We start from the raw sequence: 14473 nt of genomic DNA on the forward strand, positions 1-14473 counted from the left end.
ACTGCGGTAAAACAGTGCTATGACAAAGACAAAATTAGACTGGTCAAAAATACTGAAATCCGGGCAGAGAATCTTTATAGGTTCTCACGCAGCGGTGCCTACGGCCCTTATTGATGACCTGATAGAAAATTCGAAAAACCTGCACGATATTGAAATTGTGCAGTTAATGACGCTGTCTGATAACAAATGGGCAGGTCCGCAGTATCAGCAACTCTTTAAGGTAAACACCTTTTTTATTGGTGGGGATACAGTACGAACTGCGGTTAACGAAGGACGCGCAGATTACACTCCCAGCTTTATTTCCGACATTCCGAATTTGTTCAGTAACGGAATTCTGCCGCTGGATGCGGCCTTAATTATGGTCAGCCCCGCCGACAAGTACGGCTACCATTCTATGGGCGTGTCGGTTGATGTGGTTGCCGCGGCAGCTAAGTCTGCCAATACGGTAATAGCGCAGGTTAACCCTAATATGCCGGTTACCTATGGACAGTCGTTTCTGCACACGAACCAGATTCACCATTTTTGGGAACATGCGGCGCCACTACCGGAGCTGCCGCCGCCAAGCCTGGAAAACAATAAAATCATTGAACGTATAGGCCAGTACATTGCTTTGCTGGTTGAAAATGGCGCGACTCTGCAAATTGGTGTGGGTACCATTTGCGCGGCGGCACTGCGTTACCTGAGCAATCACAAAGATCTTGGCATTCACAGTGAGCTTATCACTGACGATGTTATGCACCTTATGCTCAAAGGGGTCATCAACAATCGTAAAAAAACCTTTCACCCGAACAAAATCGTCACCAGTTTTTGTATGGGTTCTAAAGCTCTGTATGACTTTGTTGATCACAACCCCCACGTTGGTTTTTACCCTAGTGAGTACGTTAACTCACCGGCCAATGTCGCCCGCAACGACAAACTCGTGGCTATTAATAGCGCCATTGAAGTGGACTTAACCGGACAGATTGTTTCCGACTCCATAGGACATCAGTTTTATAGCGGTATTGGCGGGCAAGTTGACTTCAGTCGTGGCGCTTCCTTAAGTAAGGGGGGTAAGCCCGTCATTGCTCTGCCGTCAACCACCGAAGACGGCAAAGTATCGCGCATTGTGCCTTTTATTCGTGAAGGAGCCGGAGTGGTCACCACGCGAGGGCACGTGCATTATGTCGTAACCGAATTTGGGGTGGCGTCGCTGCGCGGAAAAAGTATCCGCGAACGCGCATTAGAGCTGATTCGTGTTGCCCACCCTAAATTCCGTAGCCATCTGTTACAGGAAGTACGCAAACACTACTGGGTGCCCAACTATCAGCAACAAACGCCTGTCGATGTGCCTGAACTTGGTGACATCGGCTTTAAAAAGCTAAAAATTAATAATGAGTCTTTCGACTTAAGACCTCTCTATCCATCAGACGAACGACGATTGCAGGAGTTTTTCTACTCTCATACAAAAGAAACTCTGCAGTTACGATACAACGCCGTGCCCACCAACATGACCCGGGAGAAATCCTGCAATTTGGTCAGCGTTGATCAATCCAGAGACCTGGCTCTGTGTATTGTTCGCCAAAAGGGCTCAGCGGTTCAAATTCAGGCCGTAGGACGTTACTACTTCATTGAGTCTCAAAATAGCTGTGAAGTGGCTTTTGTTACCCGTGAGAAGTATCAGGGGCGGGGCATGGCGGGCATGTTACTGGATGAAATGATCCGTATTGCCAAAGAACGCAAGCTGGACAGTATGCAGGCCTATGTTCTGGCAGCTAATAAGCCCATGCTCAGCGTGTTCGAGCGCGGAGGCTTTAAGCGCCTACCCAGTGAAGAGCCCGGAGAAGTGCTGCTGAAACTCGAGCTGAACGAGGACGCAGACTAGCTATGTCTATCGTTGTTTTTAGTCATTCAGATTGCCTGGAGCATATTCCGGATGAACAACACCCAGAGTGCCCGGCTCGCATAGCGGCCATTAACGACCAATTGATCCGCTCCGGAATGGACTTTGTTCTGGTCAGAAAAGACGCTTCCGACGCGCCACTTGAGGCTATTTACAGAGCCCATACCAAAGAGCATGTCGATTTTGTTTTCGCGCAAATTCCGGAGTACGACCACGAGTGGATTGATCCGGACACCTTAATAACCGCAGGCAGTAAAGCCGCCGCCCTGAAGGCTGCCGGAGCCGCCATCAATGCAGTGGATGATGTACTGACCACTTACAACAAGCAGGCCTTTTGTGCCGTGCGCCCGCCCGGACACCACGCCACCCGCGACAAAGCGATGGGCTTCTGCCTGTTCAATAATGTTGCTATTGCCGCTTACCATGCTCTGGAAACGCACGGGCTTGAACGCGTTGCCATTGTCGACTTTGACGTGCACCACGGCAATGGAACAGAAGACATTGTTCAGAGCGATGAGCGTATTTTATTTTGTTCGTCTTTTCAGCAGGCGTTTTACCCCTTTACCGGCGAAGACACCAGCGCCGACAATATCCACAACGTTCCCTTACCCGCAGGATGCAAAGGCCCACAATGGCAAGAAGCCGTTAGCCAAAAGTGGTTTAAGGCGTTAGATGACTTTGCTCCACAACTCATGCTGATTTCTGCAGGGTTTGACGGCCACGCCGAAGACGACATGTCGCAGTTCTTATTGAAAGAAGAAGACTACCACTGGATAAGCCTCAAACTGAAAGAAATTGCCGATAATCATTGCGACGGCCGTATCGTATCTTGCCTGGAAGGCGGGTATAATCTCAGCGCTTTAGGCCGCAGCGTGGTTGCGCATTTAAAAGGCTTGCTCTAATTAGCTAAGGCTTAAATAGCGCCTAAAACAGCAAGCTTCCATTCGTAAAAACATTCATAAAAAGAGTCGAGTATTATGGGATTAATTCTTAAGCTAATTGCGGGTATTGTCGCCGGTATTCTCATTGGGCTATATATGCCCGAGTGGGTCAGCCAACTGTTATTGACCTTTAAAGCTCTGTTCGGTCAGTTGTTATTCTTTACCATCCCATTACTTATTTTGTTCTTCATTACCAGCGGTATTGCCAGCTTACCAAGCAACTCCGGAAAAATGCTCGGTAAAACCTTAGGTATAGCTTATGCCTCTACCGTCATCGCCGGTAGTGTTGCGTTTTTCGCCGCCAGCCTTGTCGTGCCCTGGCTGACCACCGATGCTCAAAGTGTTTCTACCGAAGCCAAAGCCACTATCGAACCTTTTATTGAACTGTCAGTTCCGCCACTTATGGAAGTCATGTCAGCTCTGGTTCTAGCCTTTATATTCGGGTTGGGCATTGCCAGTACTAAAGCTGAAAGTTTGAAAAAACTGTCGGATCAAGGCCGCGACATTATCGAGCTGCTGTTGGTTAAAGTTATTATTCCATTGCTGCCGCTGTATATTGCCGGTATCTTTACAGAAATGGCCGTTGCCGGCACGGTGTTTAATACCCTGAAAACATTTGGTGTCATTCTCATACTTGCCGTTGCTCTGCACTGGGTTTACATCACCTCTATGTACATTATGGCAGGCATAAAAACCGGTCGTTCGCCACTGTTTTTAATTAAAAACATGCTGCCAGCCTATTTCACCGCGTTAGGTACTATGTCCAGTGCTGCAACTATTCCTGTTACCTTACAAAGCGTGCGTAAAAACAAAGTCGATAATGACGTAGCCAACTTTACCGTGCCACTTTGCGCTACCGTTCACTTAGCTGGCTCCACCATTACCATTGTTAGCTGTGCGGTCGCGGTTATGGTGCTGCATAATTCACTGGCTATTCCCGGCTTCTTTACCATGCTGCCGTTTATTTTAATGCTTGGCATTGTCATGTTAGCCGCACCAGGTGTGCCCGGCGGCGCCGTTATGTCGGCGGTTGGTCTATTGGGTTCAATGCTGGGCTTCGGCGAAACTGCTATCGCCTTAATGATAGCCTTGTACATGGCACAAGACAGCTTCGGTACCGCCTGTAATATTACAGGTGATGGCGCTATTGCTATGTTTGTAGATAGTTCGAAGAAGAGTTAGTAAACGAAGGTTCAGAACACCTTGTCGCTGGTGCGTATTAAATTCAATTTAAACGTACTAGCGATTAAAACTTGGAGCGGGAAACGAGATTCGAACTCGCGACCCCAACCTTGGCAAGGTTGTGCTCTACCAGCTGAGCTATTCCCGCGTATTGGTACTTATTGCAGTATTTCTGGAAAGACTGACGTTGGAGCGGGAAACGAGATTCGAACTCGCGACCCCAACCTTGGCAAGGTTGTGCTCTACCAGCTGAGCTATTCCCGCTTCGTCAGTGCGGCGTGTATTCTACTGATACCACCGATAAGGTCAATAGTTTTCACGCCGCAATTGGTTTATTTGCTGAAAAAATGCTCTCGATAGTGCTGTAATTCTGCAATAGACTCGCGAATATCCGCTAAAGCCTCATGCGCACCTGACTTTTTAAAGCTATTGGCAACTTCCGGGTTCCAGCGTTTAGCCAGCTCTTTTAACGTACTGACGTCTAAATTCCGGTAATGGAAAAACGCTTCCAGTCCAGGCATATGCTTTGCCAAAAAACGGCGATCCTGACAGATACTGTTGCCGCACATTGGTGATACGCCGGCATCAATGTACTGCTTTAAAAACTCAATGGTCTCTGCAGCCGCTTTATGCTCGTCGTGCTGACTTTTCTTTACCCGTTCAACCAGACCAGAACCGGTATGTGTTTTCACATTCCAGTCGTCCATCCTGTCCAGGTACTTTTGTGGCTGATGAACCGCAATGACAGGCCCTTCGGCCAGAGTGTTTAACTCGGCATCGGTGACTATGGTAGCCACTTCAATAATGTGATTTTCATCAGGCTCCAGGCCTGTCATTTCAAGGTCAATCCAAATTAAGCGTTGTTTCTTATTGTCCTCGGTCATTACCCTGCTCTCTCAATACAATTTGTTGTATGATAGCGTCATTTCTAGCACGACAACAGGTTAACGGGCTTGGTAAAACGCAGACGTCTTAACAAAGGTCAGCAACGGCAAGTATCAGTCAATCAGAAAAAGCGACTGAAAAACACTGATATAGAGTGGACTGACAGCCAGCTTAATGCACCGGAGCCCGGTCGCGTTATCAGCCGCTTTGGCCAACATGCCGATATCCGTGACGAGCAGGGAAACACCTATCGCTGCCATATTCGCAGGGTTATCAGCAGTCTGGTGTGTGGCGACAGTGTTTTATGGTCCAGATCTTCGGTTGAGCAACAAGGCATGAAGGGCGTAGTGGTTGCCGTTCAGGAACGCGACAGCTTGCTCTCGCGTCCCGACTACTACGACGGTCTTAAACCGGTTGCCGCTAATATTGATCAAATCTTTATTATCTCGAGCGTATTGCCAAGCTTCTCCTCTCCGATTATCGATCGCTACTTAGTCGCCTGCGAAGACATTGGCATAGAGCCGGTTATTGTCCTGAATAAAGCCGATTTACTGCCGGAAATAGACGAAGAAGAGCGCAACCATATCCAGCAGCGCTTAAAAGACTACGAGAGTATTGGCTATAAAGTCCTTAACGTCAGCAGCGCGACTCAGGATGGTCTGGATGCCCTGCAGGACATGCTGAAAGACAGTATTTCTATTGTGGTTGGGCAGTCCGGGGTGGGTAAATCCTCGCTGGTCAATCAACTGTTACCTGAGGTGAACGCCGAGACGAATTTAGTGTCCGATAATTCAGGATTAGGACAGCACACAACCACCGTCGCAACTTGGTATGATTTAAAGCAAGGCGGTGCACTGATTGACTCTCCTGGAATTCGGGAGTTTTCATTGTGGCATCTGGAACCCGAGCGAATCGCTCGTTGCTATGTGGACTTTCGCGACTATTTAGGCGGCTGTAAATTCCGTGACTGCAAACACGCAGACGACCCAGGTTGTGCATTACAGGAAGCTGTCAGCAACAATCAATTGCATGACTGGCGTCTTTCTAATTATCATCGCATTATTGAGACTATGAAAACACAAAAGCCCAGTCGGGCAATTCGAGGTAAATAACTGTGGCTAAGACCGATAAAGTCAAAATATTCTTCCAGCATGTCATGCCTAAGCATTTAATTTCCCGCTTAATAGGAAAGTTTGCTGCGGCGCGTGCCGGATGGTTTACTCAGCTGTTTATCCGTTGGTTTATCCGACAGTATAAAATTGATATGAGTGAAGCCATTGAAGAATCGCCAACAGCTTATAAAACCTTTAATGCGTTTTTTACCCGCCATTTAAAACCTGAGCTCAGACCCTTAGAAGCCAGCGAAAGCGAACTGGCTCATCCGGTCGATGGTGCCGTCAGCCAACTGGGCGACATTGAAAACGGACGTATTTTTCAGGCCAAAGGCCACGATTATTCGTTGCAGGAATTACTGGGAGGCAACGAAGAAGATGCGAAACCTTTCGTTGACGGTAAATTCGCGACCATTTATTTGGCACCGAAAGACTATCATCGCATTCATATGCCCTGCGACGGCGTGCTGAAAAAAATGATTTATGTGCCAGGTGACTTGTACTCCGTTAACCCGTTAACAGCGGCTAATGTCCCTAATCTTTTTGCCCGAAATGAGCGCGTGGTTGCCATTTTTGATACCGAAGTTGGCCCCATGTCATTGGTATTGGTTGGCGCTACAATTGTTGCCAGTATCGGTACTGTATGGTCCGGTACCATAACGCCTCCTACCGGCGGGCGTATTCAAAGTTGGTCATATCCAACCTCGGGGCACTCTGCGATACACCTTAAAAAAGGTGAGGAAATGGGTCACTTTAAACTGGGCTCGACCGTTGTGTTGACCTTTGCTAAAGACGCCATTGAGTTTAACGACGAACTTAAACCTCTGTCAGTGACCCGTATGGGTGAAGTCATGGCAGAAATAAAAGAGAGCGACGATTGATTTTATGGGCTCACCGAGGAGCCAGTTATGAGGCTCCGGAAAACACGCTCGCCGCGTTCTCGCGCGCAATGGACAGCGGAGTGCATGGCATAGAGCTGGATGTTTACGCTATTGACGGTGAGCGTTTTGTCTTTCACGACCGGTATTTAGAACGCCTGACCGCCACCCCGGGCAGATTAAAAGATTTAACCGCAGAGCAAATTCGGCATCTGAAAGTCTTCGGTCAGCAGTCTATACCCACGCTGCGAGAAGCTTTAGCTCATATTAACGGACATTGTCATGTCAACATCGAGCTTAAAGGCGATGTGCCGACCAAAGAGCTGTTACTGGACGTTGATTACGCTCTGCAGAACTCGAATTTTAAGCCCGAGCAACTGCTGGTTTCGTCTTTTAACCACCATTGGTTACAACGCCTTAAAAAGCGTCGTCCCAGCATTAAAATTGGAGCGTTAAGTGCCAGTTGCCCTTTGAGTTATTGCTACTTCGCTGAAGAACTCAAAGCCTTCTCAGCTCATTTCGCTGTCGACTTTGTGACACCTGAGTTAGTCGCAGATGGTCATCGCCGGGGCTTACAAGTTTATGTCTATACTGTGGATGGTCAGCACGACATTGAAGAACTGCACGCAATGGGAGTCGACGGTATTTTTACCAATCACCCTAGTTATGCACAAAACGTCGTTGCCGGCCTGACCACTGCCGGCAACGAACCTATTCTGCACTATTAGCACCGCAGGCCATCAACTATGATGGTCTGGATACTCTTCCTGTAAAGATTCCAGTTTACGCGTGATAGCCATTGGTGAGCTGGTATTCTTCGCCAGAGCGATATACAGAGCAGGAATAACAAATAACGTCAAAAATGCTGACACTGCAACCCCGGCAAAAATAACCGTACCAATGACCATACGGCTTTCAGCTCCCGGCCCAGAACCGAGGATAAGTGGCACGGAACTCATTAGAGTTGTGAACGCCGTCATCACAATCGGTCGTAAACGCTGTTGCGCAGCTTTAAGCACAGCTTCTTTGAACTCCACTCCTGAATCACGCAACTGATTCGCAAATTCAACAATAAGAATACCATTTTTCGCTGCCAGACCAATGAGCATTACTATGCCTATCTGACTGTATATATTGATGCTCATTCCGGCCAGATACAGCGCCATTAAAGCCCCAACTATAGCCATAGGTACCGCCAGCATAATGACCAACGGATGAATAAAGCTTTCAAACTGCGCCGCCAGAACCAGGAAGGTAATGACCAATGCCAACCCAAAAACAAAGACAATTGAACTACCACTCTCTTTGTACAGTTGAGACTCGCCTTTATAGTCAATTGAGACATCTTCCGGCAGTTTTTCCTGCACCACGCCTTCCAAATAACTCAACGCTTCACCCAGTGAATATCCCTCAGCCAGATTCGCTTCAATGGTGACACTGCGCATACGGTTGTATCGGTTAAGCCGGGCTGAAGTGGCCTGCTCAGTGATGGTTACGAGGTTAGAAAGCGGAATCAATTCGTCACTTTTACGCGAACGTACATAGATATTATCTATGGCGCTGGGGCTACGGTAATCGGCTTTTTCGCCCTCCAGCATCACGTCATACTCTTCACCGCGATCAAGGTAGGTTGTCACTCGTCTTTGGCCTAATACAGACTGCAAGGTGATACCTATATCCTGCACTGAAACTCCTAAATCAGCCGCGCTGGCTTCATCCACCTGAATCAGTAATTGTGGCAAAGTTTCTTTATAGTCACTGTCCAGATCCTGTAAACCCGGGTTGGTAGAAGCTTCCTCAATAACAATGTCACGAAATTCAGCTAAGCGCTCGTAGGTATTCCCCTGCAACACGAATTCGACCGGACGCCCGCCTCCGCCGCTAATACCACTCCGCATAAAAGCGAACGCCTGAACGCCGACAACCGAATCCAACTGAGAGCGCATTTCTTCCATTAGATCAAAACTTGACCAGTCACGCTCGTCAAACGGAACGGCACCGACGATAGCAATACCGGCGCTACCGCCCCAACCGGGAGCACGAACAATCAAACGGTCAATCTTGCCTTCATCAATATAAGGCAAAAGAATCTGTTCTATTTCGTCCATATGTCTGGAGCTGGACTCGAAACTTGCGCCTTCGGCACTGCGCACCTGAATATAAAAAGTACCGCGGTCTTCAGGTGGCGCGAACTCTTGTGGAATAAAGCTGAATAAACCGAACGCAACAACACCCGACATAACCACCAACACGATTGCCATCATAGGCCGCTTCACGCTTTTCTCAAGCACGCCACGGTAACCTTGTTCCAGCCAGTTGAAAGTCGCATCAAAAGCCTTACCAAATTTACTGGTACGCTCTTTTTTACTCAGTATTTTAGAGCTCAGCATTGGCGTTAACGTCAGTGCAGCAATACTGGAAAAAGCAACAGCAGCGGCTATGGCAAGGGCAAACTCCGTAAAAAGCTTACCGATATTTCCGTCTAAGAAAGCCAACGGTACAAATACCGAAATCAGTACCAGAGTTGTCGCAATAACCGCAAAGCCCACTTCTCTGGCTCCACGATAAGCAGCCAGAACCGGAGGCTCTCCCTCTTCTATACGGCGGTATATGTTTTCCAGCACGACAATAGAGTCATCAACCACCAGTCCAATAGCCAGTACCAGCGCCAGCAAGGTTAACAAGTTTATGGAAAAGCCCAGTGCGAATAGCACCATGTAGGACGCAATAATCGCCACAGGCACCGTCAGCGCAGGAACAATAGTTGCCCTTATATTTCCTAAAAACAGGTAAATAACGACAATAACCAGTGCCATCGCCACAGCCAGAGTATTATAAACTTCGTCAACTGAGCCCTGAATAAATATCGACGAGTCATAGCTGGGTGCCAGATACATGGTTTCAGGCAGGGTTTCCTGAATTTTTTTCATTTCCCGGTGAACGTTCTTCACCACATCCAGGGTGTTGCCCTTCGACTGTTTAATGACACCAACACCAACCATGTTAACGCCATTACCCCGGAAGTCGGTTTTGTCATCTTCGGCACCCAGTTCTACCCGGGCCACTTCACCCAACCGGACTAAGTAACCATCGTCGCCCTGTCGTATCACCAAGTTTTTAAAGTCTTCCGGCGATAAATACGCGCGTGCCATACGAACCGAGAATTCTCTGTCGGTTGACTCAACTTCACCTGCCGGAAGCTCAACGTTTTCTTCTCGCAAACGGCTAACAATATCGGTTACCGTCACCTGCCGTGCCGCCATAGCATCACGGTCCAGCCATACACGCATGGCGTAACGGCGGTCACCACCAATGACTACCCGTGCGACACCGTCGGCAACTGACAGACGGTCTACGATGTATCGCTCCGCGTAGTCAGTTAGCTCCAGAATCGACATGCTCTCGCTGCGAAGGTTATACCAGACAATGGTACTCTCATCGCTTGAGGCCTTTGAAACTTCAGGGGGGTCAGCTTCTTCCGGCAGGTTATCAAGTACCCGGGACACCCGCTCACGAACGTCGTTAGAAGCGGCATCAATGTCGCGAGTCAGATTAAACTCTATACTGATACTGGAGCGCCCGTTGCGGCTGCTAGAGCTAATGTTTTTAATGCCTTCTATGCCACTAATACGGTCTTCGACTAACTGCGTGACCTGAGTTTCTACAACTTCGGCAGAGGCGCCGGGGTAGTCTGTATCAATAGTAACTATAGGACGATCGATATCCGGATATTCTCGCAACGGCAGCATGGTAAAAGCTACAATACCGAAAACCACCAGCAGAATATTCAGTACGGTTGCAAAAACCGGACGTTTTACAGAAAGGTCTGACAACAACATACTTTAACCTCCCTGCACAGAAACGGGTACACCGTCACGAAGGCGAACAATACCTTCTATAATAACTTCTTCTCCGGGTTTAAGGCCGCCTGTAATTTCCACAATACCGGGCTTACGTCGACCAATAGTGACTTCTTTTTGGCGCGCGCGATTATCCGGTGTTAACACATACACATATTGTCTGTTTTGAATGGGGATAAGCGCTTTTTCCGGCAACAAAAGAGCTTCATCAATGCTCCGTAGCAAAGTAATTTGCAAAAGCATTCCCGGACGCAGGCGTTCATCATCATTGTTAATTTTTGCACGGACTTTTACTGACCGCGTTACCGGGTCCACACGAGAATCAATGCTGGAAATACGCCCAATAAACTGTTCGCCCGGATATGCACGGCTGCGGGCAATCACTTCCTGATCTACGGCAATACTAGCGAAATAACGTTCAGGAACGCTGAAGTCCACTTTAATAGGTTTGATATCATCAAGCGTTGTAAACACATCCCCCGGACTGACCAGAGAACCGGCGCTTATTTCACGAATACCGACACGGCCTGAAAATGGCGCATAAATCTTCATTTCTTTTAAAGTTGCTTCCGCAACTTCTAAATCGGCCTGGAGCCCATTTACCCGAACTTGTTGCTCATTAAGTTGTTGTTGTGAGGCTGCATTACCACGACGCAATTCGGTTATGCGTTCCAGCTGTCGTTTTGCTTCGTCTAAACTAAATTTGAGTTGTTGCACACGAGCTACTTCTATACGCGCATTTAACTCAGCCAGCAGTTGTCCCTGCTCAACTAAGTCGCCGCTTTCAAAATAGATTTTTTCAACAACGTCCTGAGTTTGCGCGGTAATACGAACCGTTTCATTGGCCATGGCGGTGCCTAACGCTTCAATAGTATCGCGGAACTCACTAATTTCAGCGGTCTGAGTTTTAACCGGAACCGACTGTTCCTTTCCCTCTTCAACCTTAGTTTCAGGCGGAAACCCAAACAAATACACAGCTGCCGCAGTCAGGACAACGACAACAATAGTAATGGGATTAATCCAGGAACGTTTCGCCATGCTTACCTCTAGGTTCTTTTTACAACGGTTTTAACATGGACTATTGTACGCAAAACACCGCCTAAAGGCGGTGCACTTAACGAGGATTCTGGCGGTTTAATCGCAAATTCAATCGTTTGAATGAAACGCGGGGCTGTATTTGTGAATAGCTTCAATAAAAGCAGCAGCATGCTCCGGATCTACTTCGGGGTGAATTCCATGCCCCAAATTGAACACATGGCCAGTACCTGAACCATAGCTTTGTAATATGCTTTGTACTTCTTCCTCAATCCGCGCTGGTTTCGCATACAGTACGCTAGGGTCCATATTTCCCTGCAGCGCGACTTGCCTACCAACACGAGCTCTGGCATCGGATAAATCGGTGGTCCAATCCACACCCAGCGCATCGGCACCGCTGGCAGCCATAGCTTCCAACCATTGCCCACCATTTTTGGTAAATAAAGTAACCGGCACTTTGCGTCCGTCGGCTTCCCGCGTAAGACCCGCTACAATTTTCTCCATGTAAGCCAGAGAAAATGCTTTGTAGTCACGTGGTGATAAAACTCCCCCCCAGGTATCGAATATCATGACCGACTGCGCACCTGCGGCAATCTGCGCATTTAAATACTGAGTAACGGACTCAGCCAGTACATTCAGCAAGGTATGCATAGCTTCAGGATCAGCAAACATCAGTTGCTTCACCTTGGAGAAGTTTTTGGTGCTGCCACCTTCAACCATGTAGGTCGCCAGTGTCCAGGGACTTCCGGAGAAACCAATAAGTGGCACACTGCCATTCAGTTCGCGACGAATAGCGCGCACAGCATCCATCACGTAACCCAGCTCGTCTTCCATATCGGGCACAGCCAGATTTTTAATAGCAGCCATGCTGCGAACCGGGTCTTTAAATTTTGGACCTTCGCCAGCCTCAAAATATAAACCCAGACCCATAGCATCCGGAATGGTCAAAATATCACTGAAGAGTATAGCGGCATCCAGGTCGAATCGACGTAACGGTTGCATGGTCACTTCACAGGCCAGTTCAGTGTTACGGCATAATGACATAAAGTCGCCAGCCTGACCGCGCACTTCTTTATATTCAGGTAAATAGCGCCCAGCCTGACGCATCATCCAGACGGGTGTGCGATCAACAGGTTGTTTTGCCAATGCACGAAGGTAACGATCATTTTTAAGCGCCGGAGCGGTCATAGCGAATCCAATTATTTATCAACATCAATGCCCGGCATTTTATCAGTCCACAGGCATTGGCTCCATGAAAACTTATGCTTACCTCTTTTGAGATAGGTCAATCAACGTTCTTGCTATGGTCCCTTCCGGCGGAATATTCGGAAGGCTGTCAAAAGCAAACCAGTCGCCTGTCACCAATTCGTGCGGATCAATATGCAATTCGCCTTCTGCCCAGTCTGCAGTGTATCCCATCATTAATGAATGAGGGAAAGACCAGGGCTGGCTTAAATGGTACTGAATGTTCTTAACGCGGATACCTGCTTCCTCATAAACTTCTCGCTCTAATGCCTGCTCCAGACTTTCGCCGGCTTCAACAAACCCTGCCAGTATAGAGTGCAACCCAGGCTTATGCCGCTTACCCTGAGCCAATAAAATTTTGTCACCTTTGCGAATAGCCACGATAATGCATGGCGACACGCGCGGGTAACAACGTTGCTGACACTGGTTACAATGCATCGCCAGCTCCCATTCAATGGTCTGCATGCGGGCCCCGCAGCGGCCACAAAAGCGATGAGTATTCAAAAAGTCGCTGAATTGCCGGGCTCTGCCTGCCATCGCAAACTTTTCCATGTCATCCACGGTAAGTAATTGCCGTAAAGGCACGAACTCACCACCAATGAACTGCTCATCCATATAGTCAGCCATGACCAAATAACAGCTGCGCTCCCGCAGTTCTCCTATTTCCACTACCCGGTAGTCATTTAAGTCTGGAAAGCTCAGATCTTGCAGGCAGCCAAAGGGGACTTCTCCGCTTTCATCCAGAAAAAGATGGTCAGAGCTCACCACAAACCACCAGGCAGGTTCATCACCCGCCGGTTTTGAATACAAAGTCGCCATATTAATCCCGCGTATCAAATGCGTTTGGTTTTCTGTAAAATCAGTTGAGTTCTAATGCTTCTGAATTTACATTAGGTACTGAAACTATAGACGGAGAGTATCATGTTAAGCCGTAATGAGCAGGCAAAAAAGCGCTGGGGCGGCGCTCATAAAAGTATCGACCTATGGCTATCCGAGCGCCAGGACTTACTGGTGAATTACTTTAAACTTGCCGCGCTCCCGCCTTATGAAAGCATTCGCTCGGGCTTACCCGACGTCACTGATATCCGTAACTTTTGCGGTCAATTAGTCGACTACGTATCGAGTGGTCATTTTGAAATTTATGACCAAATTGTGCGCGAAGCTTCATCTCAGGGAAACTCAGTTGATGATTTGGCTGATGAGTTATTCCCTTTAATTTCTGACACAACCGAAATAGCGTTAGATTTTAACGATAAGTACGGTGAGATAAGCTCAACTGACCACTGTGAAACCTTCGATAGAGATTTATCGGCACTTGGTGAAGCATTGGAATTAAGAATGGAGTTTGAAGACAAACTTCTCAACCATTTAGACGAGCATAATTTAATAACAGCTTAAGCTGACTTTTATTGAATTTATAAAAACGCCGGCAATTCGCCGGCGTTTTTGTATAGAT

The 14473-nt window shown here is 47.9% G+C and carries 12 protein-coding genes and 2 tRNA genes; 7 read left to right on the forward strand and 7 right to left on the reverse strand.

What is annotated here, in order from left to right; translation table 11 throughout:
- Positions 1–19: 19 nt before the first annotated feature.
- The 3 genes from B2U97_RS12795 to B2U97_RS12805 all read left to right on the forward strand — a co-directional run bounded on the left by B2U97_RS12795 (position 20) and on the right by B2U97_RS12805 (position 4002).
- Entirely contained in the window at positions 20–1861 is a 1842-nt protein-coding gene (locus B2U97_RS12795; protein WP_011235523.1) for a GNAT family N-acetyltransferase, read from the forward strand.
- A 2-nt stretch (positions 1862–1863) separates the two neighbouring features.
- The gene (locus tag B2U97_RS12800) at positions 1864–2781 is read left to right on the forward strand and encodes a histone deacetylase family protein (RefSeq protein WP_034822589.1); all 918 of its coding nucleotides are present in this window, start codon (positions 1864–1866) and stop codon (positions 2779–2781) included.
- Between the two features lie 75 nt (positions 2782–2856).
- Positions 2857–4002 carry a dicarboxylate/amino acid:cation symporter gene (locus tag B2U97_RS12805; RefSeq protein ID WP_034822591.1) on the forward strand — a complete coding sequence of 382 codons (1146 nt, stop codon included), beginning with the start codon at positions 2857–2859 and terminating at the stop codon, positions 4000–4002.
- 72 nt (positions 4003–4074) lie between these two features.
- Here the strand turns inward: B2U97_RS12805 and B2U97_RS12810 are convergent.
- The 3 genes from B2U97_RS12810 to orn all read right to left on the reverse strand — a co-directional run bounded on the left by B2U97_RS12810 (position 4075) and on the right by orn (position 4886).
- Positions 4075–4150, reverse strand: a tRNA-Gly gene (locus B2U97_RS12810).
- A gap of 40 nt (positions 4151–4190) precedes the next feature.
- A tRNA-Gly gene (locus B2U97_RS12815) sits at positions 4191–4266 on the reverse strand.
- 68 nt (positions 4267–4334) lie between these two features.
- Complete coding sequence (orn, locus tag B2U97_RS12820; protein WP_034822593.1) at positions 4335–4886, reverse strand: oligoribonuclease; 552 nt, start codon at positions 4884–4886, stop codon at positions 4335–4337.
- Positions 4887–4955: 69 nt separating this feature from the next.
- Here orn and rsgA point away from each other — a divergent pair, with 69 nt between their 5' ends.
- The 3 genes from rsgA to B2U97_RS12835 are packed head-to-tail and all read left to right on the forward strand — an operon-like array spanning position 4956 to position 7605.
- On the forward strand, positions 4956–5999 hold the full coding sequence (rsgA, locus tag B2U97_RS12825) for a small ribosomal subunit biogenesis GTPase RsgA (protein ID WP_034822595.1): 1044 nt from the start codon (positions 4956–4958) through the stop codon (positions 5997–5999).
- A 2-nt stretch (positions 6000–6001) separates the two neighbouring features.
- On the forward strand, positions 6002–6880 hold the full coding sequence (gene asd / locus B2U97_RS12830; RefSeq protein ID WP_286823678.1) for an archaetidylserine decarboxylase: 879 nt from the start codon (positions 6002–6004) through the stop codon (positions 6878–6880).
- Positions 6877–7605: a glycerophosphodiester phosphodiesterase gene (locus tag B2U97_RS12835; RefSeq protein WP_110013392.1), complete on the forward strand. Its 729-nt coding sequence runs from the start codon at positions 6877–6879 to the stop codon at positions 7603–7605. The genes asd and B2U97_RS12835 overlap by 4 nt, the downstream gene beginning before the upstream one ends.
- Positions 7606–7617: 12 nt before the next feature.
- Here B2U97_RS12835 and B2U97_RS12840 read toward each other — a convergent pair whose 3' ends face one another.
- The 4 genes from B2U97_RS12840 to nudC all read right to left on the reverse strand — a co-directional run bounded on the left by B2U97_RS12840 (position 7618) and on the right by nudC (position 13836).
- Positions 7618–10716, reverse strand: a complete 3099-nt coding sequence (locus tag B2U97_RS12840) for an efflux RND transporter permease subunit (RefSeq protein ID WP_011235530.1) — start codon at positions 10714–10716, stop codon at positions 7618–7620.
- Positions 10717–10719: 3 nt separating this feature from the next.
- Positions 10720–11775 carry an efflux RND transporter periplasmic adaptor subunit gene (locus B2U97_RS12845; RefSeq protein WP_011235531.1) on the reverse strand — a complete coding sequence of 352 codons (1056 nt, stop codon included), beginning with the start codon at positions 11773–11775 and terminating at the stop codon, positions 10720–10722.
- Positions 11776–11883: 108 nt separating this feature from the next.
- A complete protein-coding gene (hemE, locus tag B2U97_RS12850; protein WP_034822598.1) occupies positions 11884–12960 on the reverse strand; it encodes a uroporphyrinogen decarboxylase in 1077 nt (358 codons plus the stop codon).
- A gap of 78 nt (positions 12961–13038) precedes the next feature.
- Positions 13039–13836 (reverse strand): NAD(+) diphosphatase, encoded by a 798-nt coding sequence (gene nudC / locus B2U97_RS12855; protein WP_286823664.1) that lies wholly within the window; start codon positions 13834–13836, stop codon positions 13039–13041.
- A 102-nt stretch (positions 13837–13938) separates the two neighbouring features.
- Here nudC and B2U97_RS12860 point away from each other — a divergent pair, with 102 nt between their 5' ends.
- Positions 13939–14415: an Rsd/AlgQ family anti-sigma factor gene (locus tag B2U97_RS12860; RefSeq protein ID WP_011235534.1), complete on the forward strand. Its 477-nt coding sequence runs from the start codon at positions 13939–13941 to the stop codon at positions 14413–14415.
- The last annotated feature ends 58 nt before the right edge of the window (positions 14416–14473 follow it).

It is taken from the genome of Idiomarina sp. UBA3176 (assembly GCF_002364295.1).
GTDB classification, from domain to species: domain Bacteria; phylum Pseudomonadota; class Gammaproteobacteria; order Enterobacterales; family Alteromonadaceae; genus Idiomarina; species Idiomarina loihiensis.

Excerpts from the sequence above, each read along its gene's own strand:
- B2U97_RS12795 (WP_011235523.1), top strand. The coding sequence starts at position 20 with ATGACAAAGACAAAATTAGACTGGTCAAAAATACTGAAATCCGGGCAG.
- B2U97_RS12800 (WP_034822589.1), top strand. The coding sequence starts at position 1,864 with ATGTCTATCGTTGTTTTTAGTCATTCAGATTGCCTGGAGCATATTCCG.
- B2U97_RS12805 (WP_034822591.1), top strand. The coding sequence starts at position 2,857 with ATGGGATTAATTCTTAAGCTAATTGCGGGTATTGTCGCCGGTATTCTC.
- orn (WP_034822593.1), bottom strand. The coding sequence starts at position 4,886 with ATGACCGAGGACAATAAGAAACAACGCTTAATTTGGATTGACCTTGAA.
- B2U97_RS12840 (WP_011235530.1), bottom strand. The coding sequence starts at position 10,716 with ATGTTGTTGTCAGACCTTTCTGTAAAACGTCCGGTTTTTGCAACCGTA.
- B2U97_RS12845 (WP_011235531.1), bottom strand. The coding sequence starts at position 11,775 with ATGGCGAAACGTTCCTGGATTAATCCCATTACTATTGTTGTCGTTGTC.
- hemE (WP_034822598.1), bottom strand. The coding sequence starts at position 12,960 with ATGACCGCTCCGGCGCTTAAAAATGATCGTTACCTTCGTGCATTGGCA.
- nudC (WP_286823664.1), bottom strand. The coding sequence starts at position 13,836 with ATGGCGACTTTGTATTCAAAACCGGCGGGTGATGAACCTGCCTGGTGG.
- B2U97_RS12860 (WP_011235534.1), top strand. The coding sequence starts at position 13,939 with ATGTTAAGCCGTAATGAGCAGGCAAAAAAGCGCTGGGGCGGCGCTCAT.